Origin of the sequence: Pseudodesulfovibrio cashew, from assembly GCF_009762795.1 — a bacterium.
GTDB lineage: Bacteria > Desulfobacterota > Desulfovibrionia > Desulfovibrionales > Desulfovibrionaceae > Pseudodesulfovibrio > Pseudodesulfovibrio cashew.
Map to the genome: position 1 here is coordinate 1,930,959 of NZ_CP046400.1, position 26,993 is coordinate 1,957,951.

Consider the following 26,993-nt stretch of genomic DNA (forward strand, 5'->3'; position numbering starts at 1 on the left):
GTCTGGTTTTACAAAAGAGCGGGGCCGGGCTACGCTCCGCAGGAATCAAGGAGGCGTCCATGAAAGCCATGCTGCTTGAATCCTTTGGCAACGGTCACGATTTTGTCCAGGGCGACGTTCCCGTGCCGTGCCCCGGTCCCGGTGAGCTTCTGCTCAAGGTGGCCGCGTCCAGCTTCAACCCCATCGACAACAAGATCGCCGTGCTCGGCGGCCAGCTCGGCTTTGCCCCGTCCCTGCCGCATATCCTCGGCATGGACGTGTCGGGCGAGGTGGTGGAGGTGGGCCCGGGCCGGTCCCGCTTCAAGCCGGGAGACCGGGTCTTCGGCTGCGCGGGCGGGCTTACGGGTATTCCCGGCGCTCTGGCCGAGTACATGACAGTGGACGAGCGGCTGGTGGCCCGCGCCCCGCAGACCATGGCTCTTGCCGATGCCGCGGCCATCCCGTTGGTGGCCATCACCGCCTGGCTCGGTCTGTCCTCCAGGGCGGGAATACGCGCGGGCGAGACCCTGCTGGTCCAGGGCGGCGCGGGCGGAGTGGGGCACATGGCCGTGCAGCTGGGCGTACATGCCGGGGCCGAGGTTCACGCAACTGTCTCGTCGGACCTGAAGGGAGCGGTGGTCGAGGCCCTGGGCGCGGTCCCCATCGACTACACACAAACTTCCGTGGATCAGTACGTGGCCGATGCCACCGGCGGCGACGGCTTTCACGTGGTCTTCGACACCGTTGGAGGGGTCAGCCTGGACAACTCCTTTCTTGCTGCGCGCCGGGAAGGCCGTGTGATCACCACCGTGGCCCGTTCCAGCCATGACCTGAGCCCCATGCACGCCAGGTCGCTGTCTCTGCATGTGGTCTTCATGCTGCTGCCGTTGATTACTGGTGAAGGGCGTAGCGCCTACGGCGAAATTCTCGCCGAAGTGGCCAACCTGGTGGACAGGGACCGTCTTGCCGTGCTCCTGGATGAGGCCCGATTCCCTTACACGGAAATCGCGGCGGCTCACCGCTACTGGGAGGCTGGAAAGGCGCTTGGCAAAATCGTCATTGACGTGGCTCCCTGAGCTTGTAGCGTAGCCGATGTCCTTTCACATGTTGAACGCATTGAAATAGTTATAATAATTGTTTCCGCGATCCCGGTGGTGGCCGTTGGCTGGCCGATGGTGTATTCTCTTGAAATAGTATAGACTGTCGGCGCGAACCATGGCGGCGTCGTTTTCGGCCTGCCGCCTATAACCCGATCCAGGCGAGAGCATGACATCAGACCAGAACACACCTCCCGGAAAAGGGGGAAAGCCCGAGGCTCCGACAGGCGGGGGACGGAAAGAGTCCGGTCCCGCCAAGCCGGGCACGGCGCAGGGCGCGGCGGCAAAGGGCGGCGGTCCCGGCAACGGGACGTCCCAACCCGGCGCCGCACGGCAATCCGCAGCGGCCGGGTCGGCCCAGGGACCTGTCGCCGGCAAGATTGATCAGAGCTGCAAAATGGACGCCGACTGCACTGCGCGGGACGAGCGCCTTTCCCACAAGGATATCGACTTTCAGCCTCCCCTGGCCATCTGTCTTTCCATCATCAGCCGCTTGTTGGGCAAGCCGGTTTCCGCCGCCACTCTCAAGGCGGGCGTCCCGCAGCGGGAAGGCTTGATCACGGCCTCTTCCATCGTTCGGGCGGCCGAGCGTATCGGCATCAAGGCCAGGACCGTGCACCGCAAATCCATCCGGTCCATATCTGGCCTCATCCTTCCGGCCATTCTGTTGCTGGAGGGCGGAAACGCCTGTGTACTGGTGGACAAGGACGACAAGACCGCTCGGGTCATCGCCCCGGGGCGCGGCATGGACGAAATGGAAGTGCCCCTGGAGAAGCTGGAGAAGGAGTACACGGGGTACGCCATCCTCTGTCACCGGGAGTCCAAGCTGGACAAGCGGGCCAGCGAACTCAAGCTGCTCAAGACCAAGCGCTGGTTCTGGGGCGTGATCCTGCGCTTCTGGCCCATCTACAGGCACGTCATCCTGGCCTCGGTCATGACCAACCTGATCATCATCGCGGCTCCGCTGTTCGTGATGAACGTGTACGACCGGGTTATCCCCAACAACGCGGTGGACACGCTCTGGGCACTGGCCATCGGCATCGGCATCGCCTACCTGAGCGATTTCCTGCTCAAGAACCTGCGCGCCTATTTCGTGGACGTGGCCGGACGCAATGCAGACGTGCTCATCGGCTCGCGCATCATGCAGCACCTGATGTCGGCTCGTTTGGATCACATGCCGGAATCCGCAGGCGCCGTGGCCAACAACGTGCGCGAGTTCGAGTCCCTGCGCGAGTTTTTCAGTTCCAGTTCCCTGGTGGCGCTCATCGACATGCCGTTCCTGTTCATGTTCATGTTCGTCATCCACTACATCGGCGGGGCTCTGGCCTGGCCCATCTTCATCGCCGTGCCTCTGGTGGTCCTTTTCGGTCTCTTTCTCCAGGTGCCGTTTCAGCACATCATCGAGAACCACTACAAGGAATCCACTCAGAAATACGCGCTGCTGTATGAGATCGTCCAGGGCCTGGAGACCATCAAGACTTCCATGGCCGAAGGGCGGATGCAGGCCCGCTGGGAAAACGTGGTGGGCATGTCCGCCCACTCCAACTCGCGGGCCAAGGTGCTGGCCAATCTGTCGGTCACCTTTTCCGTTTTCGTCACCCAGATGGTTTCGGTGGCGATCATCATTACCGGCGTCTACCTCATCTCCAAAGGTGAGCTGACCGTGGGCGGGCTGGTGGCCTGCAACATCCTTGCGGGTCGGTCCATGGCTCCCCTTAGTGCCGTGGCCGGGCTGCTGTCGCGGTTCCAGCAGTCGCGCATGGCCCTGAACGCCCTGGACATGCTCATGGAGATGCCCAGCGAGCGCCCGGTGGACAAGGAGGCCTTTCACTACGGCGACATGGAGCCCTCCCTGACCCTGGAGAATGTTTCCTTCAGCTATCCGGGTACGGACAAGGCGGTCCTGACAGGCGTCAACCTGCACCTCAAGCCCGGTGACAAGGTGGGCATCGTGGGAAGGACCGGCGCGGGCAAGTCCACGCTGGGCAAACTCTGCGTGGGGCTGTACCAGCCTGTGGCCGGGGCCGTGAAGCTGGGGGACATTGACCTGCGGCAGATGGACGTGGCCGACCTGCGACGCAAGGTGGGCTACGTGTCCCAGGATTCGCTCCTGTTCTACGGCACCCTCAAGGACAACATCGCCTTTGGCCTGCCCGAGGCGGACGACCAGTCCATCAAGTTCGCGGCGGACATCGCCGGGGTCAACGACTTCGTGCGCGATCACCCGGCCGGGTTCGGCATGATGGTTGGGGAGCGCGGCTCCTCGCTCTCCGGCGGCCAGCGCCAGGCGGTATCCATCGCCCGTGCCGTGCTGCCCGATCCCGAGGTCCTGATCATGGACGAGCCGTCCTCGAACATGGACAACCAGTCGGAGTACAGGCTCAAGTCCAAGCTGGAGCCCTTCATCAAGGACAAGACGGTCATCGTCATCACCCACCGCCACTCCATGCTCGACCTGGTCAACAGGCTTGTGATCATGGACAAGGGGCGCATTGTGGTGGACGGACCCAAGCAGGCCGTGCTCGACGGGCTGCGGTCCGGCAAGATCAAGGTTTCCATGTGAGGTGGACATGAGCAAGAAAGAGTACGACAGGGAAACGCTGCTCTTCATGAGCGAGGTGGACCAGGCCATGTACGGCAAGGGCCGCAAGTACGCCTACGTCATGTCCACCTGTATCCTGCTCATGTTCGCGGGGTTTCTGCTGTGGGCCAAGTGGGCGGTGCTGGACGAGGTCACGCGCGGGTTCGGGCGGATCATTCCCTCCCAGCGCGTGCAGGAGATCCAGAACCTGGAAGGCGGCATCCTGAGCGAGATTTTCGTCAACGAGGGGCAGGTGGTGGAAAAGGGCGACGTGCTCTGCCGCCTGCGCAACGAGCAGGCCGCCAGCTTCTTCCGCGACGCATCGGCCAAGGCCCTGGAGCACGAGGCTGCCATCGCCCGGCTCAACGGGGTGGTGGACGGCGAGCCGCCGGTCTTCAGCGCGGAGCTCAAGGAGAAAGCCCCGCAACTGGTGGACGACCAGATGCGCATCTACAAGGCCGATATGGACCAGTTCAACATCGAGGTGTCCCTGCTTCAGGATCAATACGAGCAGAAGAAGCAGGAGATCGCCGAGATGCGCGGCCGTCGCAGGCAGCTCCAGAGCAGCCTGAAAGTGGCTCAAAAGCAGCGCAATATCGCCAAGCCGCTGGTGGAGAAGCAGATTCATTCCGAACTCGACTATCTTGCTTTGGAGCAGAAGGTCCTGGAACTGCGCGGCGACGTGGAGGCCCTTAACCTCGGCATCCCCCGTGTGGAGTCGGCGGCCAAGGAGGCTTTGGGACGCGTCGAGCGGCGCAAGGCCGAGTTTCGGGCCGACGCCCTGGAGGAGATCAATAAACGTCGCCAGGAGCTTATCTCCATCCGCGAGTCCCTGTCCGCCGGCAGCGACCGGGTGACTCGCACGGACGTCCGCTCGCCGGTCAAGGGCATCGTCAAGTCCATCTACATCAACACCCTGGGCGGCGTGGTCAAGCCCGGTCAGTCCATCATGGAGGTGGTCCCCCTGGACGACACCCTGCTGGTGGAGGCGGAGATCAAGCCTGCGGACATCGCATTCCTGCATCCCGGGCAGAAGGCCAAGGTCAAGATCACGGCCTACGACTTTTCCATCTACGGCGGTCTGGAAGGTACGGTGGAGCACATCTCCGCCGACACCATCGAGAACGAACGGGGCGAGAGCTTCTATCTGGTGAAAGTGCGGACAACCAAGAGCGCCATGGAGTACCACGGCGAGAAGCTGCCCATCATTCCGGGCATGACCGCCCAGGTGGACGTGCTCACCGGCAAGAAGTCCGTGCTCGACTACCTGCTCAAGCCGATTCTCAAGGCCAAGCAAAACGCGCTCAGGGAGCGCTGACCGGCGCATGGCGTCGGGCAGGCTCATACGCTGGGCGGGGATGGGCGCGCTGGCCGCGCTCGTTCTGGCCGTGTGGCTGGCCGTGGGAGGCGTGGCCCGCGAGGGCGGCACCGATCTCGGGCCCGAGCCGGAAGCCCAGGCGGCACCATCCACGGAGGCCGGAGCCATGCCGCGGGATGAGCCTCCCCCCGCGTCTGAGGAAAATCCGCCGCAAAAGGAGGACGAGCCCGCCCTTGATGGGGCGAACCAAGCCGGGGAACCGGCTCCCGTTACGGAGCAGTCGTCTTCCGTGGAGGAGAACGCGACCGCTCCCGCCTCCACCTCGGTTCCTGAACCCGAGCCCGCTGTGCAGCCGGTGGACGTGCCAGCCTCGACGCCGAAGCCCGGCCCTGCGCCCGGTCCCGAGCCTTCCACAAAGCAGCAACCTGCTCCGGCCCCCGCTGAAGTACGGGAACGGAAGCCGGAGAGCGCCCTCAAGTCGGAGCCGGCACCGAAGGTCGTGCCAAAGCCCGCACCCGCACCGGTTCCTGAACCTGCGAAAGCAACGGTCCCGGCCGTCCCCGCGTCTCTTCCCGACGCGAAAGAAGTCAAGCCAGCACCCAAACCCGCGCCCAAGGCCGTAGCCAAACCCGCGCCCAAGCCCGGCATCAAGCTTTTCGGGACCGTGGAGTTCAAGGGCAGGCTCACGAAGCTGCCCCTGTGGACTGCGGTGCTCAAGAAGATGCGCGGCTGGAAGGGGTACTTCCGCGATCCGTCCATGGCGAAGTTGCCCTCCAGGTCCGGTTGGAACAAGCTCGTGCGGGAGACCTCCTCCCTGTCGCTCATGGGGCGGCTCAAGGCGGTGAACAAGTTCTTCAACCGCTGGCCCTACCGCCTGGACGCCGCCAACTACGGCAAATCTGACTACTGGGCGACGCCCAAGGAATTTCTCATGAAGTCGGGTGATTGCGAGGATTACGCCATTGCCAAGTTCTATGCATTGCAGGAACTGGGCTTCCGGAACGTGCCCATGCGCATCGTGGCCGTCCGGGACGTGATCCGAAATATCGGGCACGCGGTCCTGGCCGTCTACCTGGACGATCAGGTGTACATTCTCGACAACCAGACCGACATGGTCCTGCCGCATACCCGGTACAAGCACTACGTGCCGCAGTATTCGGTTGACGAACACTATCGCTGGATGCACATCCCTGTGTCCGGCAAGGCCAAGCAAAGACAATGACCGGACGGCAGGGGAGCGTTCGGAGAAACCAGATGGAGTCAGTCATGACAAAACGAAACGACACGGTAGGAGTGCCCCGGGGCATCGGCGGGTCAAATCAGAAGGTGAAGATCACGGTTGTCCTGGTCTTTGTCCTGCTGTTCTCCGCGGGCGTCCTTTTCCTGGCCAACAAGGCCGTCAAGGAGAAGGAGCGGGTAACCCTGGATCACCAGGAAAAACGGCTGGGGCTGCTGGCCGACAGCCGGGCGCGCATGGTGGAGGCGTGGCTCAAGAACCTCTCCCATCAGGGCGACCGGCTGATCAAGTCCGACCTGTTTCGGCTCTATGCGGCCGAGGTGGACTCCGTTGAAGGCGACCTGGCGGGTATCTTCGGGGCTGCGGCCACGGACGGCGGAGACGGCGACTTGCCGGGTGTGGACCTGGCTGCCCAGTTGCCCATGATGCAGAACATGCTCAGGGAATTTTCCGACTACTCCGGATTCGTCAAGGCCCGCATCCTCAATCGGAAAGGGCAGGCCTACATCGCCACCGACGGGTATCTGCCGCCTCTGAACGACGGGCAGCTCAAGCAGGCCAGGGCCGCCGTGGAACAGGGTTCGCCCCGTTTCTCGCCTCTGCGCCGGACCCCCAAAGGCATCGAGATGGACGTTTACGTTCCGGTCTACTCGCCCGAGGCGCAGGCCGGGGATGACAAGCCCGTTGGCGCGTTGATGATGACCCGCCAGGTGTCCGGCGAGATAACCGACCTGCTTGCCAACTCCTCGCTCTCGGCCAAGGGGGATCAGACCCGCATGATGCAGCGCGATGACGACCGTTTCTTCGAGGTCGCGCCGTGGACCGTTGAGGGGTTCTCTCCCGTGACCGCCGAACTTTCCCCGGACGAGCGGGGGAACATTCCCTTCGGGCCCCGTACGAGCTTGTCGGACATGGGCCGGGTGGTCTTTTCCGAGGGCGTCCGGGTGGCCGGTCCCGAGTGGTGGATCGTGCAGGAAGTGGACGGCATGGACGCCATGGCCCCGATCCTCGCCTTCAACAACACCGTCTACCTGCTGGCCGGGTTGGGTATCGTCACGGCCCTGCTGGCCGCCGGTCTCGCCTGGTGGGTGCTTACCGGCGTTCAGTCCCGCCGGGTGGCCGAGGAGTTTCGCAGTCTGGCCAATCAGATCGATGATCAGAAGCGGTTCATCGATTCCATCAACGCCAACGTGGACGAATTCATCACGCTCAAGGACACGGAGGGCAAGTTTACCTATGTGAACGACGCCTTTGCCGAGGCCGTGGGCCGTGACAAGGAGGAATTGATCGGCATGGATGTCGAGGCCGTTTTCGGGTTCGATACGGCCAAACGCCTGACGGCCCAGGACGACATCGTGTACCGCGAGGGGCGCAAGGTGACCATCAACGAGGCCGTCTATCTGCGTTCCAGCAAAAGGCAGTTTCAGATATCCAAGTCGCAGTATTGTGATCAGAGCAACACCTGTATCGGGATAGTGGAAGTCTATCGTGACATGACCGAGTTCGTGGCCGCCCAGGAGCGGAACAAGCGCCTGGCCCAACGCGCCGTGGAAGCCCTGGCCTCCACCATCGAGGCCGCCGACCCCTATCTGGGCGGGCATACCAAGCTGCTGGCGGGGCTCTCCTCGGAGGTAGCCCGACTGATGCGGCTGCCTGACGCCGAGGTGGTCGAGATCGAAACCGCAGCCAACCTCTCCCAGATCGGCAAGATGTTCGTGCCCAACGAAATCCTGACCAAGCCGGGCAAGCTTGACGCCGAGGAGATGAAGGTCATGGAGGGGCACGTGGAGCACGCCCACCGCATTCTCAAGGATATCGACATCGATGAGGGCGTGCTCACGGCCATCTATCAGATGAGCGAGCATATGGACGGATCAGGCTATCCCCGCCATCTGTCCGGCGAGGAGATCATCCCGCCGGCCCGCATCCTTTGCGCGCTCAACGCGTTCTGCGCCATGATCCGCCCCCGCTCCTACCGCGGGGCAAAGAGCGCTGAAGAAGCTCTGGACATCCTGTCTTCGGAGAACGCCAAGTTCGATCCCGCCGTGGTGGCGGCCCTGGCCGAAGTGCTCAGGACCCCCTCTGCCGAGCGGCTCCTGGCGGGCAAGGCGTAACCGAACCAATCCATCTGGCAAAGGAAAGGCCCCGGAGCGTGTTCTCCGGGGCCTTTTTCTATTTCTGTAGGGTCGTCCTATCATTCCTTGGAGGACTTGAAGCCGATTACCTTCCGCAGATACGAGCCTATGTTGCCCGCCGCACCTTGCACGGCGGTGTACAGGGCAGGCACCACGAGGACGCCGAGCACCGTGGCCGCGATCATGCCGCCGAAGACCGAGGTTCCCAGAGCATGGCGGCTGGCCGAGCCCGCTCCCGAAGCGGTCACCAGCGGGATGACGCCGAGGATGAAGGCGAAGGAGGTCATCAGGATGGGCCTGAAGCGGAGGTGCGCGGCCTCCATGGCCGCGTCCGTCAGGGACATCCCTTCCTTGTCATGCTTTTCCTTGGCGAACTCCACGATCAGGATGGCGTTCTTGGCCGCCAGGCCGATGAGCATGACCAGCCCGATCTGAGCGTAGACGTTGTTCTCAAGCCCGCGCATCCACTGGGAGGCCATGGCTCCGAAGATGCCCAGGGGCACGCAGAGGATGACCGCGAACGGCGTGGCCCAGGATTCGTACTGGGCCGCCAGGACCAGGAAGACCATGACGATGGCCAGGGCAAAGATGAGCCCGGTCTGGCCACCCGCGTTCTTCTCCTGGTAGGCGATGCCGGTCCAGTCGTAGCCGTAGCCCTCGGGCAGGTTGCCTGCGGCGGCCTTTTCCAGGGCGGCCATGGCCTGGCCCGAGCTGATGTCCGGGGCCGGGTTGGCCGTTATCTCTACGGTGGGGAAGATGTTGTAACGCTGGACGTACTCCGGCCCGGTGATACGGGACGCTTCGCTCAGGGTGGAGAGCGGAACCATCTGGCCCTCCTGGGAGCGCATGTAGAACTGGTTCAGGGAACTGAGGTTGGTCCTGAATTTGGATTCGGCCTGGGCCATGACGCGGTAGGTGCGCCCGTACTTGTTGAAGTCGTTGATGTAGTAACCGCCCAGGTAGGTCTGCATGGTCTGGAAGACCTCGTTGACCGGCACGCCTAGTTTCTTGACCTTGTCGCGGTCGATCTCCACGTAGTACTGCGGCACGTTGGCCGAGAACGTGGTGAAGGTGGAGGCGATCTCCGGGAGCTTGTTGGCCTCGCCCATGAAGCTGCGGGATACGGCGTACAGCTCATCGATGGAGCCGCCGGTGCGGTCCTGCAATTCGAACTGGAGGCCGCCAGTGGAACTCAGGCCCCGGATGGGTGGCGGGCCGAAGGCCATGACGATGCCGTCCTGGATGCCGTTGAAGGCCTTTTGCGCCCGTCCCATGATGGCCGACAGGCTCAGGTCCGGTGTGGTCCGTTCGGACCAGTCGTCCAGGATGACGAAGAGGGCGGCGTTGTACGAGGAGTAAGCCCCGGTCATCAGGCTGAATCCGCCCAGGGTGACGTAGCTGCGGATGCCGGGGGCGTCCTTGAGGTAGTCCTCGATCTGCTGGACCGCCTTTTCGGTGCGTTCCAGGGAGGCCGCTTCCGGCAGCATGGCGTTGACGATGAAGTAGCCCTGGTCCTCGTCCGGGACGAAGCCCGAAGGCAGGATCTTGAACAGCCCGCCCGCGCCCGCAAGGAAGACGCAGACCACCAGGATGCCCAGGACGGAGCGCCTGACCATCATGGAGACGCCCTTGTTGTAGCGTTTGGTCACGGCGTCGAAGACCAGGTTGAACTTGTCGAAGAACCAGCCCAGGGGACCGCGGATCGGCTTGTAGGGCCGCAGCAGCAGCGCGGACAAAGCCGGGGACAGGGTCAGTGCGTTGATGGACGAGATGACCACCGAGACCGAGAGGGTCAGGGCGAACTGCTTGTAGAGCTGGCCCGTGATGCCGCCCATGAAGGCGACCGGGATGAACACGGCCACCAGCACCAGGGTGGAGGCGATGACCGGGCCGGTGACCTCGTTCATGGCCTTGCGGGTGGCTTCCTTGGACGAGAGCCCCTCCTCGTCGATGATGCGCTGGGTGGCCTCGACCACGACGATGGCGTCATCGACCACGATGCCGATGGCCAGCACCAGCCCGAACAGGGTCAGGGTGTTGATGGAAAAGTCGAGCAGCGGGAACAGGGCGAAGGTTCCCACCAGTGAAACCGGCACGCAGACCATGGGGATGATGGTCGTACGCCAGTTCTGGAGGAAGACGAAAACCACGATGAAGACCAGGATGAGCGCCTCGACAAGGGTGTCCGTGACCTCGTCGATGGACGAGTTGACGAAGAGGGTGGTGTCGTAGGGAATCTGGTATTTGACGCCTTCCGGGAAGAACGCCGACAGCTCGTCCATGGTCTTGCGCACGTCGTGGGCCACGTTCAGGGCGTTGGCGCCGGGCAGCTGGTAGATGAGCAGGGACGCGGTGTCCTGTCCCTCCAGGCGGGCGAATGTGTAGTAGTTGCGCGAGCCCAGCTCCACGCGGGCCACGTCCCGGATGCGCACGTTTGAGCCGTCCTCGTTGGCCTTGAGGATGATGCCGCCGAACTCTTCGGGATCGGCCAGGCGGCCCTTGACGCGCAGGGACATCTGGAACTGCTGCCCCTCGGGCGTCGGCGGCATGCCGAGCTGACCGGCCGGGGCCTGGACGTTCTGCTCCTGCACGGCGCTGATGACGTCGCTGACGGTCAGCCGGTAGGTGGCGAGCTTGGCCGGGTCCAGCCAGAGGCGCATGCCGTAGTCCTTGTCGCCGAACAGGGAGACGTCGCCCACGCCCTGGATTCGCCGAAGCGCGTCGTACAGGTTGATTTTGGCGTAGTTGTTCAGGAACAGGGAATCGTACTGGGGCTGGTCCGATGTCAGGTTGATGATCAGGACGATGTCGGGCGACTGCTTCTTCACCGAGATGCCCGAGGCTCGGACTTCCTGCGGCAATTGCGAGGTGGCCAGGTTGACGCGGTTTTGCACGTCGACAGTGGCCAGCTCCAGATCGCGGCCCAGCTCGAAGGTGACGGTCAGGGCCATGGAGCCGTCGTTGGAGGAGATGGAGGACATGTAGAGCATGTCCTGCGCGCCGTTGACCTGTTCCTCGATGGGCGTGGCCACGGACTGCATGACGGTCTCGGCGTCAGCGCCGGTGTAGGTGGCCCGGACAGACACCGAAGGCGGCGAAATTTCCGGGTACTGCGCAATGGGCAGGGAGATGGCGGCCAGTGTGCCTACCAACAGGATGATGATGGCCATCACCGAGGCGAAGACCGGACGGTCGATGAAAAAGCGGACCATGGGCTAGCCTTCCTTGTTTCCGGCGTCGGTGGCGTTCTGGCCTTCCACGGGCACGGCCTCTCCCGCCGGTTTCGTCATGGGCACGACGATGGGTTTGACCTCCATGCCGGGCCGGATGCGCCGGATGTCGCCGGCAACGACCATGTCGCCGGCCTTGATGCCCTTCCTGACAATGACCAGGTCGCCCTGCTCCAGTCCGAGCTCCACCGGCTGATTGACCAGCTTGCTGTCCTCGCCCACCTTGTAGATGGATTTCATGCCCTGCACGTCGATGATGCCGCGTACGGGAACGACCACGGCGTCGCGGACACGCTCGATGAGCACCTGGACCTTGGCGTACTGGCCGGGCCTGAGCATGCCTTCGGGGTTGGGAAAGGATACCCGGATGCCGAGGGTTCCGGTCTGCGGGTCAACGGCCCGGTCCACCATGCTGAAAGTGCCGTTGTGGGGGTATTCGCTGCCGTCCGCCAGAATCATTTTGATCTTCGTGTTGCGGGTTTCTTTGCTGTTCCTGTCACGGCTGGCGCGGACATAGTCCGTCTCGCTGATGGAGAAGCTGACGTAGACCGGGTCCACGGTGGAGACCGTGGCCAGCAGGGTGGATTCGTTTTGGCCGACCAGGTTGCCCACGTCCACCTGCATGCGGCCGATGACGCCGTCTATGGGCGAGTACACCTTGGTGTAGCCGAGCTGGATGCGGGCGTTCTCCACCTGCGAGCGGTTCTCGTTGACCTTGGCCTGGTAGGTGGTGAAATCAGTCAGATACCCTTCATATTCGTTCTGGCTGACCACGCCTTCGTCGAGCAGTTTCTTGTAGCGCGCCTGGTCCTTCTTGGCCTTATCCAGCAGGGCCTGGTTGTATTGGAGGGCGGACTGGGCCTGCTTCAAATCCTCTTGGAAGGTCTTGGGGTCGATGACGAAGAGGAGGTCGCCCTTCTTGACGTGGCTGCCTTCCCTGAATTCCTTTTCCAGCAGGAAACCGGCGACTCTGGCCCGGACATCAACAGTGTCCACGGCGCTGATCTGGCCTATGTACTCACCCCAGTTGGGCATGTCCCTGGTTTCGGCTTTGACGACCTTCAACGGCATGGGACCGTTTTGCGCGGCCTGCTCGGTTTTTTCATCCCCTCCGCAGCCTGTCAGGAAAAGGGCGGTGAAGACAAAAAGTGTCAAATACGGAACATAGCGGAATTTTGGAGATTTCGTCATGTAAGCAACCTTGTGCTGGTTTGTGGAGTATGCTTGATCACACAAGCGAACGAAAGGATAATAATCAGAAAACGCCGGGAGATACCAGTATTTTATACATCCGTTTTATAGGGGGCCGTCCATTCAGCCGTTGACTCCGCATCTCCCACGCCGTACTTACATTGCCTACGAGTAACGCATTTGCTGAAACGGAGGCGAGGATGGCTGACCAGAAGTGCAAAGAGAATCCCATGAAAGGGATTCCGCTGAGTATCAATTTCACCACCTTCATTTATTCCCTGTCTTCCTCGGCCATGGTCGCCCTGGGCGAGGCCGAGGATCCGAGCACGGGAAGAGTGGAGTTCCAGCCCCAGATGGCCAAGCACACCATCGACGTGCTCGGCATGCTCAAGGAAAAATTCGAGAAGGGGCTGGAAGAGGACGAGCGCAAGTTGCTGTGCGACATCGTCTACAATCTCAGAATGGCCTACGTGAACAAGAATAAATAGGCGTTGCGCTCCGGAACGGCGCTCGAGCCGCAAGGCCTGGCCCTTTCCCGCATTTTCGGCTTTTCGGCGACAACGCGACGAAGGAAAAAGATATGTCCCAAATAATCAAGGCGGGCCTGGTCGGCGTGACCGGCTACACCGGCATGGAACTGGCGCGGCTCATGATCCATCACTCCTCCATGGAGCTGGTGCGGGCTACCTCTCGTTCCGAGGCGGGTAAGACCCTGGCCGACATTTATCCCTTTCTGGAGCGGCTGCCCCTGGGCGAGCTGGTCATCACCCAGCCCGATCCGGCGGACCTGGCCGCCGAGTGCGACGTGGTCTTCCTGGCCGTGCCGCACAAGACCGCCATGGAGATCGCGGCCTCGCTGCTGGAAGAGGGCGTGAAGGTCGTGGATCTGTCCGCCGACTTCCGCATCAACGACAAGGCCACCTACGAGGCTTGGTACGCCACCGAGCACACCCGTTCAGACCTGCTCTCCGAGGCCGTGTACGGCCTTCCCGAGCTCTATCTCGATCAGATCATGGGCGCGCGGCTGATCGCCAACCCCGGTTGCTATCCGACTTCGGCCATTCTCGGCCTGGCTCCGGCCCTGGACGCCCAGTTCGTGGAGACCGACAATATCGTCATCGACTCCAAGTCCGGCGCTTCCGGTGCAGGGCGCGGCGCCAAGGTCGGCTCGCTCTTTTGCGAGGTGCACGATTCCTTCCGCGCCTACGGGCTGCCCACGCACCGGCACACCCCGGAGATCGAGCAGGAGATTTCCAAGATCGCGGGTACCGACATTACCGTCAGCTTCAATACCCACCTGCTGCCCATCGATCGGGGCATTCTCTCCACCATCTATACCAAGTTGACGGCGGAGAAGACCCTGGACGAGGTGCATGCGGTCTACACCGCGTTTTACGCCGACAAGCCGCTGGTGCGCGTCCTGCCCAAGGGGCAGTTGCCCGAGACGCGATTCGTGCGAGGCACGGTCTTCTGCGACATCGGCCTGGTGGTCGATCCCCGGACCGGGCGGTTGATCATTCTTTCCGCCATCGACAATCTGTGTCGCGGCGCGTCGGGTCAGGCGTTGATGAACGCCAACCTCATTTGCGGGTTGGACATTGACGAGGGGATACCCATGGCGCCGGTGATGCCCTAAAGGGTGGTTGGTGGAGGTTGCTGCGCAGCCTTTGAAGAAAATAGTTTTAATGCGAAAGGCCGTCCGATTGGACGGCCTTTCGTTTTTTGTTTTTTGAGGAAAGAAGAGTAAGAGAAAAAGGAAGCCGCCTTTCAGGCGGCGATTGATGGGTGAAGGGTTTCGCCCCTTTCGGGCCGACTTACTTTTGGGCTGGCGCGTCCAAAAGTAAGCAAAAGACGCGCTTTTTTGTGCTGCAGCGCGCTCTCGGGACCAAGAGCCGCTAACACGGCTTCCGCTGCCCGAAAAGCGAAAGCCTGCGGGCAGGCGCGCTTCGGGCTGCGCTTCAGCCGTGCCAAGCGGCTCTAAGCCCCGAGCTCGATGACTGGTCGTTGCCTGGGTGATCGGTAATTTGCCATGTGCGGCGACTTTCCTTAGCCCGCCTAGTCGCGCTGGTGCCCCGTGCGAATCAGAAAGAAGCAATTCGGCTCTTCGGCATTCCCTTCGGCGGGCTGCAGTCAGCCCCTTGCTCACGGGCCTAGAAGCTCACCAAACCGGTCGGCGGCTCCAGTGGAGGAACCCGCAGGGCTTCGGACGGCCTACGAACAATAAAGCTGGCAGAGCAGTCCACTCAACGTAGTCTGGAGCCGACCGGGTTGGATGAGATTCTCGCCCGAGAGCACCGGGGCGGGGATGACCCTCCAAGCGCCTTTTCTTTCGTCTATTTCTTTTGGCGCAGCAAAAGAAATGGACCCCGCCGGGAGGGCCTGGAGGGTATTTGGGGCGCAGCCCCAAACCCGGCTCTCCGCGCGCGGCAAGCGCGATTCCCGGAGGGGGAGGAGCGGGACGCTCCAACATCGGCTCTTATCTCGCCACAGGCGAGATACCTGGAAGCGAGGGGCCGCAGGCCCCAAAGCTGGCTCTCAGGCTGCGCCGCAGGCGCTCCCCACCAATGCGCGAGGCCCCCGATGCGCATTGCATCGGAGGCCCCACATTCCCATTATCCTCAAATCCTGCTTCCTCAAACAGGATAGGAGAAACTATCTGACTAATTGCACAGGCAGTCGCTGAACACCACTCGGTCGGCGTATTCGGCCTGTTTGCCCTTGTTCCACCGGGAAACCGGCCGGTAGTACCCGACAATGCGGGTGTAGACCTCGGCCTCCTCACCGCAGGTGGGGCACTCGAAGTGCTCGCCCAGCACGTAGCCGTGCTCCTTGCAGATAGAGAAGGTCGGGGTGACCGACACGTACGGAATCTTGGTCTTGGTGAACGCCTTGAGGATGAAGTTCTTGAGCGCCGCCGGGTCCGGGACCGCTTCACCCAGGAAGGTGTGGAAGACCGTGCCGCCGGTGTAGAGCGGCTGGAGCTGGTTCTGGTGTTCCAGGGCGTAGAGCACGTCGTCGGAGATGCCCACGGGCAGGGCCGTGGAGTTGGTGTAGTAGGGGGTGCCGTTGCCCTGGGCCTGGATGTCCGGGTAGAGCGCCTTGTCGATCTTGGCCAGGCGATAGCTGGTGCCTTCGGCGGGCGTGGCTTCGAGGTTGTAAAGGGAACCGGTTTCCTCTTGGAAGCGGGAGGTCAGGCGCCGCAGGTGGTTGAGCACCCGGCGCATGAGCCGCACACCGCCCTCGGTCTCGATGCCGCGGCCGATCAGGTTGAGGCACGCCTCGTGGCCGCCGAGCAGGCCGATGGTGGAGAAGTGGCCCTTGTAGCCGTTCTTGAGATAGCGCTTGGACCAGGGGAACATGCCCGCGTCCAGGTTGTTGTTGATGACCTTGCGCTTGAACTCCAGGGAGTCCTTGGCCAGCTCGGCGTATTCGGAGATCAGTTCGAGGAAGTCGTCCTCGCTCTGGGCCAGGTAGGCGAGCTTGGGCAGGTTCAGGGTGACCACGCCGATGGAGCCGGTCAGGTCGCCCGCGCCGAACAGGCCGCCGGTCTTGGTGCGCAGCTCGCGCAGGTCCATCTGAAGACGGCAGCACATGGAGCGCACGTCCTCGGGGTTGAGGTCGGAGCTGATGAAGTTCTGGAAGTAGGGCACGCCGTACTTGGCCGTGAGCTTCATGAGCAGTTCGCCGATCTCGGACTCCCAGGGGAAATCCTCGGTGACGTTGTAGGTCGGGATCGGGAAGGAGAAAATGCGGTCGTGATAATCGCCTTCGAGCATGACCTCGATGTAGGCCTTGTTGATCATGGCCATCTCTTCTTCGAAATCGCCGTAGGTCAACTCGTCGTCGTACTTGCCGCCGATGATGATCGGCTCGGAGGCGATGTGCTTGGGTGCCACCAGGTCGAAGGAGAGGTTGGTGAACGGTGACTGGCCGCCCCAGCGGGAAGTGGTGTTCAGGTTGAACACGAACTTCTGCATGCACTGGCGCACCTGCTCGTAGGTCAGGCCGTCCTGGCGCACGAACGGGGCCAGGTAGGTGTCCACGTTATTGAAAGCCTGGGCTCCGGCCCATTCGTTCTGGAGCGTGCCCAGGAAGTTGTTCATCTGACCCAGGGCGGTGTCAAAATGCTTGGCGGGACCGGCAGAGGCGCGGCCTTCGAGATTGAAGCCCTCCAGCAGCAGGTCGCGCAGGGACCAACCGGCGCAGTAGCCGGCCAGGCCGAAGGAAAGATCATGGATGTGGAAATAGCCGTGCTCGTGGGCAAGGCGGATTTCCTCGGGATACTTCTCCAAGGCGTAGCGCGCCTGGACCGTGCCGGACAGGTGCAGCATGAGCCCCTGGAAGGAGTGGGTCATGTTCGCGTTTTCGTTCACGCGCCAGTCGGCCTGATCAAGGTAGTTGTCGATAACTTCCTTGATGTCCAGGTAGGCCTCTTTCTGGCTGCGGAGCTGGCGGCGCTGCTCGCGGTAGAGAATATACTTCTTGGCGATCTCGAACTGCCGGGACTCCATGAGAATCTGCTCGACCGTATTCTGGACATGCTCCTGCTCGGGGATGTCGATGGTGCCGAGTTTCTTCTCGACCTTGCCTGCGAGACGTTTGGCGAGGAGCGGGTCCTTGATCCCGCTGGCGGCGAGCGCCTTGAAGATGGCTTGGGCGATGCGGTCAGTTGACCACGTTTCCAACCTGCCGTCGCGTTTCATTATCTGGCTTGGCATGCTCGGGAGTCCTCCTTGGGGGAACATATTGTTGGATTTTCAGTTCATGGCCTTGCGGCAGATAGCTTCTGGCCGTGTCGATGTCTTCCTGGGTCAGACCGGGAACGCCTGTGATGCGGAAATAGAAAACGCCGGGATTGGCATCGGCGAGCGCGAAGATGCGCTCCATGTTGGCCTTGGCCGCCACCTCGGAGATGGCGTCGCCGGTCAGGGCCGGGTACATGGAGTAGGGACCCTTCACGTCCACGGCGAAGACGTCGGCCAGCTTGTAGGCCATGAGGTCTTCGATCACTTCGGGGCGCATGCCGTTGGTGTCCACCTTGATGGGCAGGCCGAACTTCCTGATTTCGTACAGCAGTTCACCCACGCCGGGGACCGTGGTGGGCTCTCCTCCGGTGACGGTCACGCCGTCGAGCCAGCCCGCGCGATCGCGCAGGTACGCCTTGACGTGCCCTGCGTCGATGACGGGCACGGAGTGCATGTCCCAGGCGAGCTGGAAATTGTGGCAGGTGGGGCAGTGGAGGTTGCAACCGCCAAGAAAGATGATGCACGTGGATCGCCCGGGCCAATCACACAGGCTCAGGTTCTCAAAACCGCGTACATAGCTCCAGACCCCGGCGGGTTCATTCATAATCCATAGCTCCCTGAGAAAAAAAGAAGTTCGCGCAAGGCGCGTTTCCGCCTCGCTCCGTCCGTCGCTCATGGTCCCCCGAGTGAGGTCGAATCGAGGCGCTTCGGGCTATATCCGCACGGGCCGGGAACAGCCGAAGCACGTCTCCAGAGATAGCCCAAGGATGGGATTTTGTACAGGGGGGATTTTAAAAATATTTGATGAATCAGGTGGATAATAGCTGTTTTGGTTGATTATCAGTAAATATCAAAGATGGGCAAAAGTTTTAAACAGACGAAGAAAGTGGGAGGGGGCAAGATATTTAACTTTTTTCTAGAGCTAGTTTAGAAATTTTATTTTTCGATTTCGGCGGGATCAGTTTTCGACAGGTGAGGTGTCGGAGCGCGGTGGAGGCAAGGGGGGCGGCGCGGGAAAAACGACTTACCACAAGGGCTGCCGATAGGGAACAGGTTTTCGGGCGAATTCCACAGCGGAAATGAACAATATTGTAGTGAAACTGTTCCTTATTTGGCCAACCCCCGGCTGGCTTGGGTCGAGGGTTTGTCAACCGCATTAGAAGGGAAATTTTCGCGAAATTGAATTGTGGAATGTGGTGACTTGTATTTTTATAAAGTATTCAGTATAGACTGAAAGCATAGACGCAAATTCAGCCTCGGAGGCATCCATGCAGCTCGACATGCATTTCTATGGAACATATGCAGTGGCCCGCATTGCCGGGTTTACACCGGAGTCGGCACTGACCGTGGCAACGGCAGCGCAGTTCGTGGATGAAGCGGTTTCCGCCACACCCATTGAGGTGGCCGAGCAGCGGTACATGCTGCCGGTGGTATCGGCTCACGCCATGCTGGAATTGGGCAAGAACTTCGATCTCATGGACCAGTGGAACGTGTGGGTCCCGTTCCACTTCCTGCCGGGCGGCATGGGCGACAATGCGGACGAGCGGCTGGTCTGCCTGTTGGGAGATCCCGGCAACGACGCCGTGGACGAGATCATCAGGTTTGCGCTGAAGGCCGGAGCGGAGGGGAAGCCCTATGCCCTGCACCTGCTGGGCATCGTCACCCATGTCATTCAGGACACGTATTCCCATTATGGTTTCTCGGGCATGGCTTCGGCCCTCAACGAGGTGAAGCAGGATACGCTCACGCCGCTCAATGTGGTTCGGCTCCAGGATTACATCAGTCGCAAGCTTGATACATTCTTCGAGCGTGTGGCCGCGTCCTTTGCGGAGGCCTCCAAGCTTGGGCACGCAGGAGCGGCGACCTTCCCGGACCGGCCCTACCTGAAGTGGGCCTTCGATTATGCCGTCCCGGGCGGACCGGACGTGGACTACCTGGATGCGGAGCGGGACAACCCGGCGACTTTTCTGAAGGCCTGCACCCGGCTGCACGCTGTGTACAGCGCATACCTTGACGGGGCCACCAGGGTGGAGCAGGGACACCTGCCTTTTGAAGCGGGCGTGGCAGGCGAGATCGCGAACATCCTCGTGGAAGAGGGCACCAAGGAGGAGCGGTGCGGTTATTGGAGGCGACAGATCCAGGCGGGAGCACTTTTCCCGGAGGTGGCCGACGAGGACCGCGCACTGGTTTATTCCGCTCAGGGATGGGGCGTTCGGGCCATGCTGGACAACCCGCTTGCCGTAACAACGGACGCCTACCAGTTCCATCGCGCGGCCGGAAAATATCTGGACAAGGTCCGGCTGGACATTCTTACGGCGCTTGGCATCCTGCTCGATTGATCCTCCGGTCGGCACGAGGGCGGGGCAGGGAGTGAGGATGCCGGAAGTGTGGCGAGGCCATGCTTCCGGCATTGCTTTTGCTTGGGGTCCCGAAGCCGTCAAATTTCAGCCGCCGCCAACTCTCGCTGTATCGCCTTCCGGGTGTGACTCGCCGCGACAGGAGTGTGCGGCACGCAAAGGACAAGCCCATGATGCGCCGGAAGGTTCTGGAAAAGATCAGGAAGCTGCATACGTTCAATGCGGCGCTCAAGGACGTTGCCCGGGGGACCGATCCCCTGGATATGCCTCACCACCTGGAAGATGCTGCGTACCTGCTTCAGGCGGAATGTCTTGACCTGAGCGAACATCTGACCCACTACATCGGCTCCCGCATCTACCGCCAGGACTCGCGCGACGGCCATCCCAACTCCAAAGGGAGCCGGATCATCGCCGACCACCTGGCCGGGCGGGTTCGCGCCATGCTGTCCGATTGCGGCGGCCGGAACCTATATCCATTATATTGAGTGGTGTCCGGCCCATTGCTCCGCGCACAAACGCGACGAGGTCTGCCGGAGGGAATCGGACTGGCAGGAAACATTTCGGAGCCATTCCGTTGCTGTGCGGAGAATAACGACTTTTTCGAAGCGATGTGCATCCGGTGCAGGCATTTGACAAGCGGCCTGTTAAAGATCATGGGAAAATGATCAAACCACGGAGATTGCCCCCTTGATGCTTATGTGGCTTACCATCGTCCTTACCGTCGCCACCCTGCTGACCTGCTATCTGGGTTGGCGGCTTATCAACCCCGCCCCCCTGACCCGCAAGTGGAAGCTTGTGGGGTGGGCACTGGTGGCCGTGCTGCTGTTCGGCCAGTGGCTGATCCGTTTCCTGGGGCGCGGCGCGCTTGAAGGAGAGTTGATGAATCTGGTCCAGTGGGTGGGCTATATCTTCCTCGGGCTGGTTTCCATCCTCGTTGTCCTCATGCTGGCCCGTGATTTTCCCATCCTGGTCAAGCGGGTTATGACCGTGCTGGAGACCCTGTTCGGACATCGGAGCCGCAGGCCCTATTTCATCAGACCCAATCGGGAGCGCCGTCGTTTCCTGCTGAACGCTTCCAACGCAGTCATTCTCACGGCCACCATGCCGATCACCGGCTACGGCATCTTCGAGGCACGGCGCACCCCGTCGGTGATCCACAACGACCTGCCGGTCCCGGACCTGCCGGAGGGGCTGGACGGCTTCACCATCGCCCAGATAACGGATACGCACATCGGCCCGACCATCCGGGGCGAATGGCTGCAGCGTGTGGTGAACGAGGTCAACGCGCTATCGCCGGACATGATCGTCCACACCGGCGACATGGTCGACGGCACGGTGGCCGCGCTCAACGGTGCGGTCGGGTCCCTCGGCGAGCTCAAGGCTCCCTACGGGACCTGGTTCTGCACCGGCAACCACGAGTATTACTCGGGAGTTCAGCCCTGGCTGCGCAAGATCCGGGAGCTCGGCATGACCCCCCTGAACAACGAGCATCGGCTCATCGACACGGGCCGGGGGCGCATCCTGCTCGGCGGCGTCACGGACATCCGGGGCGGCAGCGTTTATCCGTCGCACAAGTCCTCGCCCACACAGGCCATGGCCGACGCTCCTGAACACGACGTCTCCATCCTGCTCGCGCATCAGCCGCGTTCGGTCTTCGAGGCGAGCAAGGCGGGCTTCAACATCCAACTCTCCGGTCACACCCACGGCGGGCAATACTTCCCGTACACCCTCGCCATCCATCTCTTTCAGCCCTACGTGCGCGGCCTGCACCTGCATGAGAACACGCTGCTCTACGTGAGCATGGGCACCGGCTACTGGGGGCCGCCCGTACGTCTGGGCACCGAGCCCGAGATCACCCTGCACACCTTGCGGCGAGTCTAAACGCGGCTTGCCTCCGATGCTTTCCGAATCGCCGCCTCTCTTGCCTGGTCCATTTCAGCCAGCACATCGTAGAGCAGGCCAGCTCCGCTTCGAATGAGTTCCTCCGGCCTGCCGCTGCGGCGCAGGGCCGCCGCCTCTTTCGGGTCGTGAACGTTTTTAAGGCCGGACAGCCGGTCGCAGCGAGTGGAACCGTGCCTCTCGATGAAGCGGTCGAGGAAGAGCTGAACTCCCATTTTCATCTCGCGCCGTTCCGCCGCGATGGGGGCCGACGGACCGAGATGCAGCCCGATTACGAGCACTGCGGCCGTGACAACACCGCAGGTTCCGCCCGGCAGGCCCATACCTCCGGCCAGGCCGCTGGCCAGGCGCATGGCGGTGGCAGCGTCAATGCCTTCGCCGGGGCAGAACGTGCAGGCAATGGCCTCCGAGCAGGAACCGCCGTCCTGGCCGCCGTGTTTCCCTGCTGCCTCCACCAGATGGTCCCGCGCAGTCGGATCATTGTTGTTCGGAGTAGTCATGTTTGCCTCCAGAGTAGTATTTGCCTAGGCAAATAAATGGGCCGCTCACATCAGCGGCTCAGGTTGCCCAGGATGGTTTGCAGATTGGTGATGAGTGAGCTCACGTCATTCTGGTCCAGGCCGTCGAAGAACTCTGCCTTGGCTTCGATCAGGTCCGGGAGATGCTCATTGATCAGCGCCTGCCCCTGTGGGGAGACCGACACCACATGACTGCGCCTGTCTTCGGGGTGGCGGGTCTTGACGGCCAGCCCCAGAGATACCAGGCCATTGACCTGCCGGGTCACGTTGGGGTGGTCGTTGGCCAGGGGGTCGGCCAGGTCGCCTAGCGTGGGCGTTCCCTTTTCGGCTATCCGAAGCAGCAGCTCCCATTGCTCCGGGCTGATATCCAGACCTTTTTCCGCGAAATGCTGCACCACGCGGATACGCAACAGGCGGCCGACACGGTAGATAAGATAGCTCGCGGTTTGCTCGATGTCGTATTGCATGTGTTTCCCTTCTTTTATTTGCCTAGGCAATCATATTTGTGATTTCATGTCAAGATGGGTGAAATTGAGGTTGACTCGCTGGTCAATATGGTCTAATTGGAATTTTGGTCCAACCAATTTGCGCAGCCGTGAGGTGTCGGCACACGCAGTATTGCGAGGATCTGGTCCGGGCGCGGCGGTTCACATGAAACGAGGCCTAAGAAAGAACCTTCGTGCCCGGACCTCGACCGTAGCGAGGTGGCGGAAATGGACGTCAAGCCGATAGCCAGAAAGAATATTTATGAAGATATCGTCATCCAGATTCGTGGGATGATCGATCGCGGCGAATTGGCTCCCGGAGACAAGCTGCCGCCCGAGCGCCGTCTGGCCGAAATGTTTTCCGTGTCCCGCAATACCGTGCGGGAAGCCATCCGAACCCTTGCCGAAAAGAACGTTCTGGAAAGCCGTCAGGGCGCGGGCACCTTTGTCCGCGTGTCCGACGGCGATAGCTTTGCGGCCTCCTTTGCCGGAGCCATCCTCCGGCGCAGGCCGGAGCTGCGGGACGTGTTCGAGGTGCGCAAGCTGATCGAGCCGGAGATCGCGGCCATGGCCGCGCGCAACGCCTCGCCCAGCCAGATTACCCGCATGGAGGCCATCGTCGGCGAGCAGGAGCGGGCGCTCCTGTCCGGCGAGCCGGGCAGGGCGTATGACCAGGAACTGCACGAACTCCTGGCCGAGGCTTCGGGCAACGAAGTCATGCGGGCTATGGTCGTGGCCCTGCACGACGAATTCACCCAGAGCCGCGCCGAGGGGCTTCAGTCTCTTGAGCGGCAGGCCGCTTCCCTGGCCGCGCACCGGGCCATCGTGGACGCCGTGACCGGCGGCCACGTCATGCAGGCTGAGAAGGCCATGCGGGAGCATCTCGAAGAAGTTGAAGCAATTGTCTTTGCTGACAAATAAACCCCGTATCGGGAGGAATAATGAAGGAAGTAAAAGAGAAAGCACGTGAATTGATGCAGGGCTTCTGCCGAGTCTGCAAGGTCTGCGACGGCAGGGCGTGCGTGGGAGAGGTCCCCGGCATGGGGGGCCTCGGCACCGCCGCGTCCTTCAAGAACAATATTTCCGCCTTGGCCTCGGTCAAGCTGAACATGCGCCTGCTGCACGGCGTGACAGAGCCGGATACCTCCTGTTCCGTACTCGGTTACGACCTGGCCATGCCCGTCATGGCCGCGCCCATTGGAGGGGTTTCCTTCAACATGGGCGGCAAGGTCGGCGAGGAAGACTACATCGACGCCGTGGTGAGCGGCTCCAAGGCCTGCGGCGTGATCGGCTGCACCGGCGACGGCGTGCCCCCTTTCATTCATGAGGCGGGTTACGCCGCCATCGTGAAGAATGGCGGCCTGGGCATCCCGTTCATCAAGCCCTGGGAAGGGGGCGAGCTTGACGAAAAGCTCGAAAAGGCCCGGGCCACGGGTTGCGCCGCCTTCGGCATGGACGTGGACGCCGCCGGATTGGTGACCCTGCGCCAGATGGGCCGCCCCGTGTCGCCCAAGACGCCCGCCGAGCTGGAGAAGATTGTGAGCAAGGTGCACGGCTGGGACGCCAAATTCATCCTCAAGGGAATCATGACTCCGGACGAAGCCCTGCTTGCCGCCGAGGTCGGGGCCGACGCCATCGTGGTCTCCAACCACGGGGGCCGCGTGCTCGACCACACCCCCGGCACCGCCGAGGTGCTGCCCGCCATTGCCGAGGCCGTATCCGGCAAGCTCGCGATCCTGGTGGACGGAGGCATCCGCGACGGAGCCGACGTGCTCAAAATGGTCGCCCTGGGCGCCGATGCCGTGATGATCGGCCGTCCCGTTTCCGTTGCCGCCGTAGGCGGACTTCAGGAAGGGGTGGAGACCTACTTCAATACCCTCAAGGGACAGTTGGTGCAGGCCATGATCCTGACCGGCTCCCAGACCGTGAAAGACCTGACTTCCCGCGTCATCCATCGGGGATAGCATCCAATTCAACAAACAACCTCGGCCCGCTCCCCGTCAGGGGAGCGGGTGGGACGGATCATGATCACCACCTATCTGCTCTACATCACTCTCGGCGCCGTGGCCGGGGTTCTTGCCGGACTGCTCGGCATCGGCGGCGGGCTCGTCATCGTGCCCATGCTCAATATCGCCTTCGAGTTTCAGCACTTTCCGGACGTGCACATCCAGCACGTGGCCCTGGGAACCTCCATGGCCACCATTATCTTCACCTCGCTCTCCAGCATGCGTGCCCACCACAAGCGTGGCGCCATCAACTGGGGCGCGTTCTGGCGGCTGGCTCCGGGCATCATCACCGGCACCTACCTCGGCACCTGGATCGCCTCGATCCTGTCGACCATGATCCTCAAGGCGCTGTTCGGCTTCTTCCTCTATTATGTTGCCACCCAGATGCTCTTGGGCAAGAAGACCGAGGCGGAGCGCGATTTGCCCGGCCCCGTGGGCATCTTCGGAGCGGGCAACGTCATCGGCGTCTTTTCCGCGCTGGTGGGCATCGGCGGCGGCACCCTGACCGTCCCCTTCCTTTCCTGGTGCAGCCAGACAATGCACACGGCCATCGCCACGGCCGCCGCGGTGGGATTGCCCATCGCTCTGGCCGGTACCGCCGGGTACGTGGTCAACGGCCTGGGCGTGGACGGCATCCCCGGTCCCCACGTGGGCTACGTGTATATCCCGGCTTTTCTCGGGATCATCGCCACAAGCATGCTCACCGCCCCCTTCGGTGCCAAGCTGGCCCACTCCCTGCCCGTGCTGAAGCTCAAGCGGATCTTCGCCATATTGTTGTATGCGGTAGGCACTAAGATGTTGTGGAGCGCTTTCCTTTAGAGTAAGCCTCCTCCATGCTTGAACGCTGGGGTGCAAAAAACGGCTACCGGGAGTCTCTCAAGATAGGCATGCCGCTGGTCATCAGCATGCTGTCCTCCACGGTCATGACCTTCACCGACCGCATCTTCCTGGGCAACTATTCCCTGGAGGCGTTGGGGGCATCTCTCCCTGCGGCCATTGCCGCGTTCCTGTTCCTTTCGTTCTTCTTCGGCGTGGCCGAATACATCGGGGTCTTCGTGTCCCAGTACACCGGGGCCTTGAAGCACGAGCGGGTGGGCGCGGCCCTGTGGCAGGGGCTCTGGTTCTGCATCCCCTCCGGGCTGATCCTCGCCTCCCTCTGGTTCATTGCCGGGCCGCTCTTCGACCTGGGCGGACACCCCCCGGCCATCCGCGAACTGGAGGTGGTCTACTTCCGCATCCTGACTCTGGGCGGCGGTCCGTTCCTTGTGGGCATCACGCTCTCCTGCTTCTTTTCCGGACGGGGCATGACCAAACCTGTCATGCTTGTGAATCTGGCCGCCGCCGGGATCAATATCCCCCTGGACTACTGCCTGATCAACGGTTCCGGCCCCATCCCCGAGCTGGGCATCGTGGGCGCCGGGCTGGCAACTGTCTGCGGCTACACCCTGCCTGCCGTCTGCTTCGCCTTCATGGTCTTCACCCCGGAGAACGAGAAGTGCTACCGGGTTCGCTCCGCGCGTCGCCTGGAACCGGAGCTTCTCAGCCGGTTCCTGCGCTTCGGCCTGCCGGGCGGTGTGCAGTTCTTCCTGGACATGTTCGGCATTTCCTTTTTCGTTTTCATGGTCGGACGCATAGGTGAGATCGAGCTGGCCGCTACCAATATTGCCATCTCCATCGACACACTGGCCTTTCTGCCGACCATCGGCATGCACATCGCCGCCTCGATCATGGTCGGTCAGGCCATGGGCAAGGAGGAGCCCGAGGGCGCGGCCTACGCCACCACCTCGGTCCTGCATTTGGCCCTTGGCTACATGGCCTTTATGGGGCTGATGTTCGTGGTTTTCCCGGGACCGCTGCTGGAACTCTTCCGCACCAGAGGCGAAGCCGGTGCCGACTTCGGTGCCGTTTCCGCCCTGGGAACGGTTCTCTTGCGTTACGTGGCCGCCTTCACCGTCATCGACGCCGTGGCCATAGTCTACATCGGTGCGCTCAAGGGCGCGGGGGACACTCGGTTCACCATGCTGATCATCGGCGTATCCTCCATCGGGTGCCTGGTAATCCCGAATTTCCTGCTCAACTGGTTCGGTGCCGCCAGCATTCACGGCCCCTGGATCTGTTTGCTGACCTACGTGTTGGTTCTCGCCATCGCCTGCGTGGTTCGTTTCCGCAGGGGAGTATGGCGCTCCATCCGGATTATCGAATCCTGAGCCGCCAA

General features: G+C 62.0%; 20 protein-coding genes. 14 read left to right on the top strand and 6 right to left on the bottom strand.

Going from position 1 to position 26,993, the window contains the following annotated elements; translation table 11 throughout:
- The first annotated feature begins 59 nt into the window (after positions 1–59).
- From GM415_RS08690 to GM415_RS08710, 5 genes are all read left to right on the top strand, one after another.
- Positions 60–1,055 (top strand): zinc-dependent alcohol dehydrogenase family protein, encoded by a 996-nt coding sequence (locus GM415_RS08690; protein ID WP_158947425.1) that lies wholly within the window; start codon positions 60–62, stop codon positions 1,053–1,055.
- A 418-nt stretch (positions 1,056–1,473) separates the two neighbouring features.
- Positions 1,474–3,639, top strand: a complete 2,166-nt coding sequence (locus GM415_RS08695) for a type I secretion system permease/ATPase (RefSeq protein WP_158950841.1) — start codon at positions 1,474–1,476, stop codon at positions 3,637–3,639.
- Positions 3,640–3,646: 7 nt separating this feature from the next.
- Positions 3,647–4,975 carry an HlyD family type I secretion periplasmic adaptor subunit gene (locus tag GM415_RS08700; protein ID WP_158947426.1) on the top strand — a complete coding sequence of 443 codons (1,329 nt, stop codon included), beginning with the start codon at positions 3,647–3,649 and terminating at the stop codon, positions 4,973–4,975.
- 7 nt (positions 4,976–4,982) lie between these two features.
- A complete protein-coding gene (locus GM415_RS18075; RefSeq protein WP_242012421.1) occupies positions 4,983–6,197 on the top strand; it encodes a transglutaminase-like cysteine peptidase in 1,215 nt (404 codons plus the stop codon).
- Positions 6,198–6,241: 44 nt separating this feature from the next.
- Positions 6,242–8,326: an HD domain-containing phosphohydrolase gene (locus GM415_RS08710; RefSeq protein WP_158947427.1), complete on the top strand. Its 2,085-nt coding sequence runs from the start codon at positions 6,242–6,244 to the stop codon at positions 8,324–8,326.
- An 80-nt stretch (positions 8,327–8,406) separates the two neighbouring features.
- Here the strand turns inward: GM415_RS08710 and GM415_RS08715 are convergent, their stop codons facing one another.
- Both GM415_RS08715 and GM415_RS08720 read right to left on the bottom strand, forming a co-directional pair.
- Positions 8,407–11,559 carry an efflux RND transporter permease subunit gene (locus GM415_RS08715; protein WP_158947428.1) on the bottom strand — a complete coding sequence of 1,051 codons (3,153 nt, stop codon included), beginning with the start codon at positions 11,557–11,559 and terminating at the stop codon, positions 8,407–8,409.
- A gap of 3 nt (positions 11,560–11,562) precedes the next feature.
- The gene (locus tag GM415_RS08720) at positions 11,563–12,768 is read right to left on the bottom strand and encodes an efflux RND transporter periplasmic adaptor subunit (RefSeq protein ID WP_158947429.1); all 1,206 of its coding nucleotides are present in this window, start codon (positions 12,766–12,768) and stop codon (positions 11,563–11,565) included.
- Positions 12,769–12,968: 200 nt separating this feature from the next.
- Here GM415_RS08720 and GM415_RS08725 point away from each other — a divergent pair, with 200 nt between their 5' ends.
- Positions 12,969–13,256 (top strand): DUF1844 domain-containing protein, encoded by a 288-nt coding sequence (locus GM415_RS08725; RefSeq protein ID WP_158947430.1) that lies wholly within the window; start codon positions 12,969–12,971, stop codon positions 13,254–13,256.
- A gap of 92 nt (positions 13,257–13,348) precedes the next feature.
- The gene (argC, locus tag GM415_RS08730; RefSeq protein WP_158947431.1) at positions 13,349–14,404 is read left to right on the top strand and encodes an N-acetyl-gamma-glutamyl-phosphate reductase; all 1,056 of its coding nucleotides are present in this window, start codon (positions 13,349–13,351) and stop codon (positions 14,402–14,404) included.
- Positions 14,405–15,428: 1,024 nt separating this feature from the next.
- On the opposite strand, the gene GM415_RS08735 is transcribed toward argC, so the two are convergent.
- Entirely contained in the window at positions 15,429–17,486 is a 2,058-nt protein-coding gene (locus GM415_RS08735) for a ribonucleoside triphosphate reductase (protein ID WP_158947432.1), read from the bottom strand.
- Positions 17,434–18,117 carry an anaerobic ribonucleoside-triphosphate reductase activating protein gene (locus GM415_RS08740; protein ID WP_158947433.1) on the bottom strand — a complete coding sequence of 228 codons (684 nt, stop codon included), beginning with the start codon at positions 18,115–18,117 and terminating at the stop codon, positions 17,434–17,436. Before GM415_RS08740 ends, GM415_RS08735 begins: the two co-directional genes overlap by 53 nt.
- Positions 18,118–18,781: 664 nt before the next feature.
- Here GM415_RS08740 and GM415_RS08745 point away from each other — a divergent pair.
- The 3 genes from GM415_RS08745 (at position 18,782) to GM415_RS08755 (ending at position 21,751) form a co-directional block, all read left to right on the top strand.
- Complete coding sequence (locus GM415_RS08745; RefSeq protein WP_158947434.1) at positions 18,782–19,852, top strand: DUF6765 family protein; 1,071 nt, start codon at positions 18,782–18,784, stop codon at positions 19,850–19,852.
- 188 nt (positions 19,853–20,040) lie between these two features.
- Positions 20,041–20,355, top strand: coding sequence for a hypothetical protein (locus GM415_RS08750; RefSeq protein ID WP_158947435.1), 315 nt, complete (start codon positions 20,041–20,043; stop codon positions 20,353–20,355).
- Between the two features lie 205 nt (positions 20,356–20,560).
- A complete protein-coding gene (locus tag GM415_RS08755) occupies positions 20,561–21,751 on the top strand; it encodes a metallophosphoesterase (RefSeq protein WP_158947436.1) in 1,191 nt (396 codons plus the stop codon).
- On the opposite strand, the gene GM415_RS08760 is transcribed toward GM415_RS08755, so the two are convergent.
- Positions 21,748–22,269, bottom strand: a complete 522-nt coding sequence (locus GM415_RS08760; protein ID WP_158947437.1) for a C-GCAxxG-C-C family protein — start codon at positions 22,267–22,269, stop codon at positions 21,748–21,750. The two genes, GM415_RS08755 and GM415_RS08760, sit on opposite strands and share 4 nt — an antisense overlap.
- A gap of 50 nt (positions 22,270–22,319) precedes the next feature.
- Positions 22,320–22,754, bottom strand: a complete 435-nt coding sequence (locus GM415_RS08765) for a MarR family winged helix-turn-helix transcriptional regulator (RefSeq protein WP_158947438.1) — start codon at positions 22,752–22,754, stop codon at positions 22,320–22,322.
- Positions 22,755–23,000: 246 nt separating this feature from the next.
- On the opposite strand from GM415_RS08765, the gene GM415_RS08770 reads away from it, so the two are divergent.
- Genes GM415_RS08770 through GM415_RS08785 form a run of 4 tightly spaced genes read left to right on the top strand, consistent with a single transcriptional unit; the run spans position 23,001 to position 26,985 of the window.
- Positions 23,001–23,693, top strand: a complete 693-nt coding sequence (locus GM415_RS08770; protein ID WP_158947439.1) for a FadR/GntR family transcriptional regulator — start codon at positions 23,001–23,003, stop codon at positions 23,691–23,693.
- A gap of 20 nt (positions 23,694–23,713) precedes the next feature.
- Entirely contained in the window at positions 23,714–24,736 is a 1,023-nt protein-coding gene (locus GM415_RS08775; RefSeq protein ID WP_158947440.1) for an alpha-hydroxy-acid oxidizing protein, read from the top strand.
- A 60-nt stretch (positions 24,737–24,796) separates the two neighbouring features.
- Positions 24,797–25,597 (top strand): sulfite exporter TauE/SafE family protein, encoded by an 801-nt coding sequence (locus GM415_RS08780; protein ID WP_158947441.1) that lies wholly within the window; start codon positions 24,797–24,799, stop codon positions 25,595–25,597.
- Positions 25,598–25,611: 14 nt separating this feature from the next.
- Complete coding sequence (locus tag GM415_RS08785; protein WP_158947442.1) at positions 25,612–26,985, top strand: MATE family efflux transporter; 1,374 nt, start codon at positions 25,612–25,614, stop codon at positions 26,983–26,985.
- Positions 26,986–26,993 lie beyond the last annotated feature (8 nt).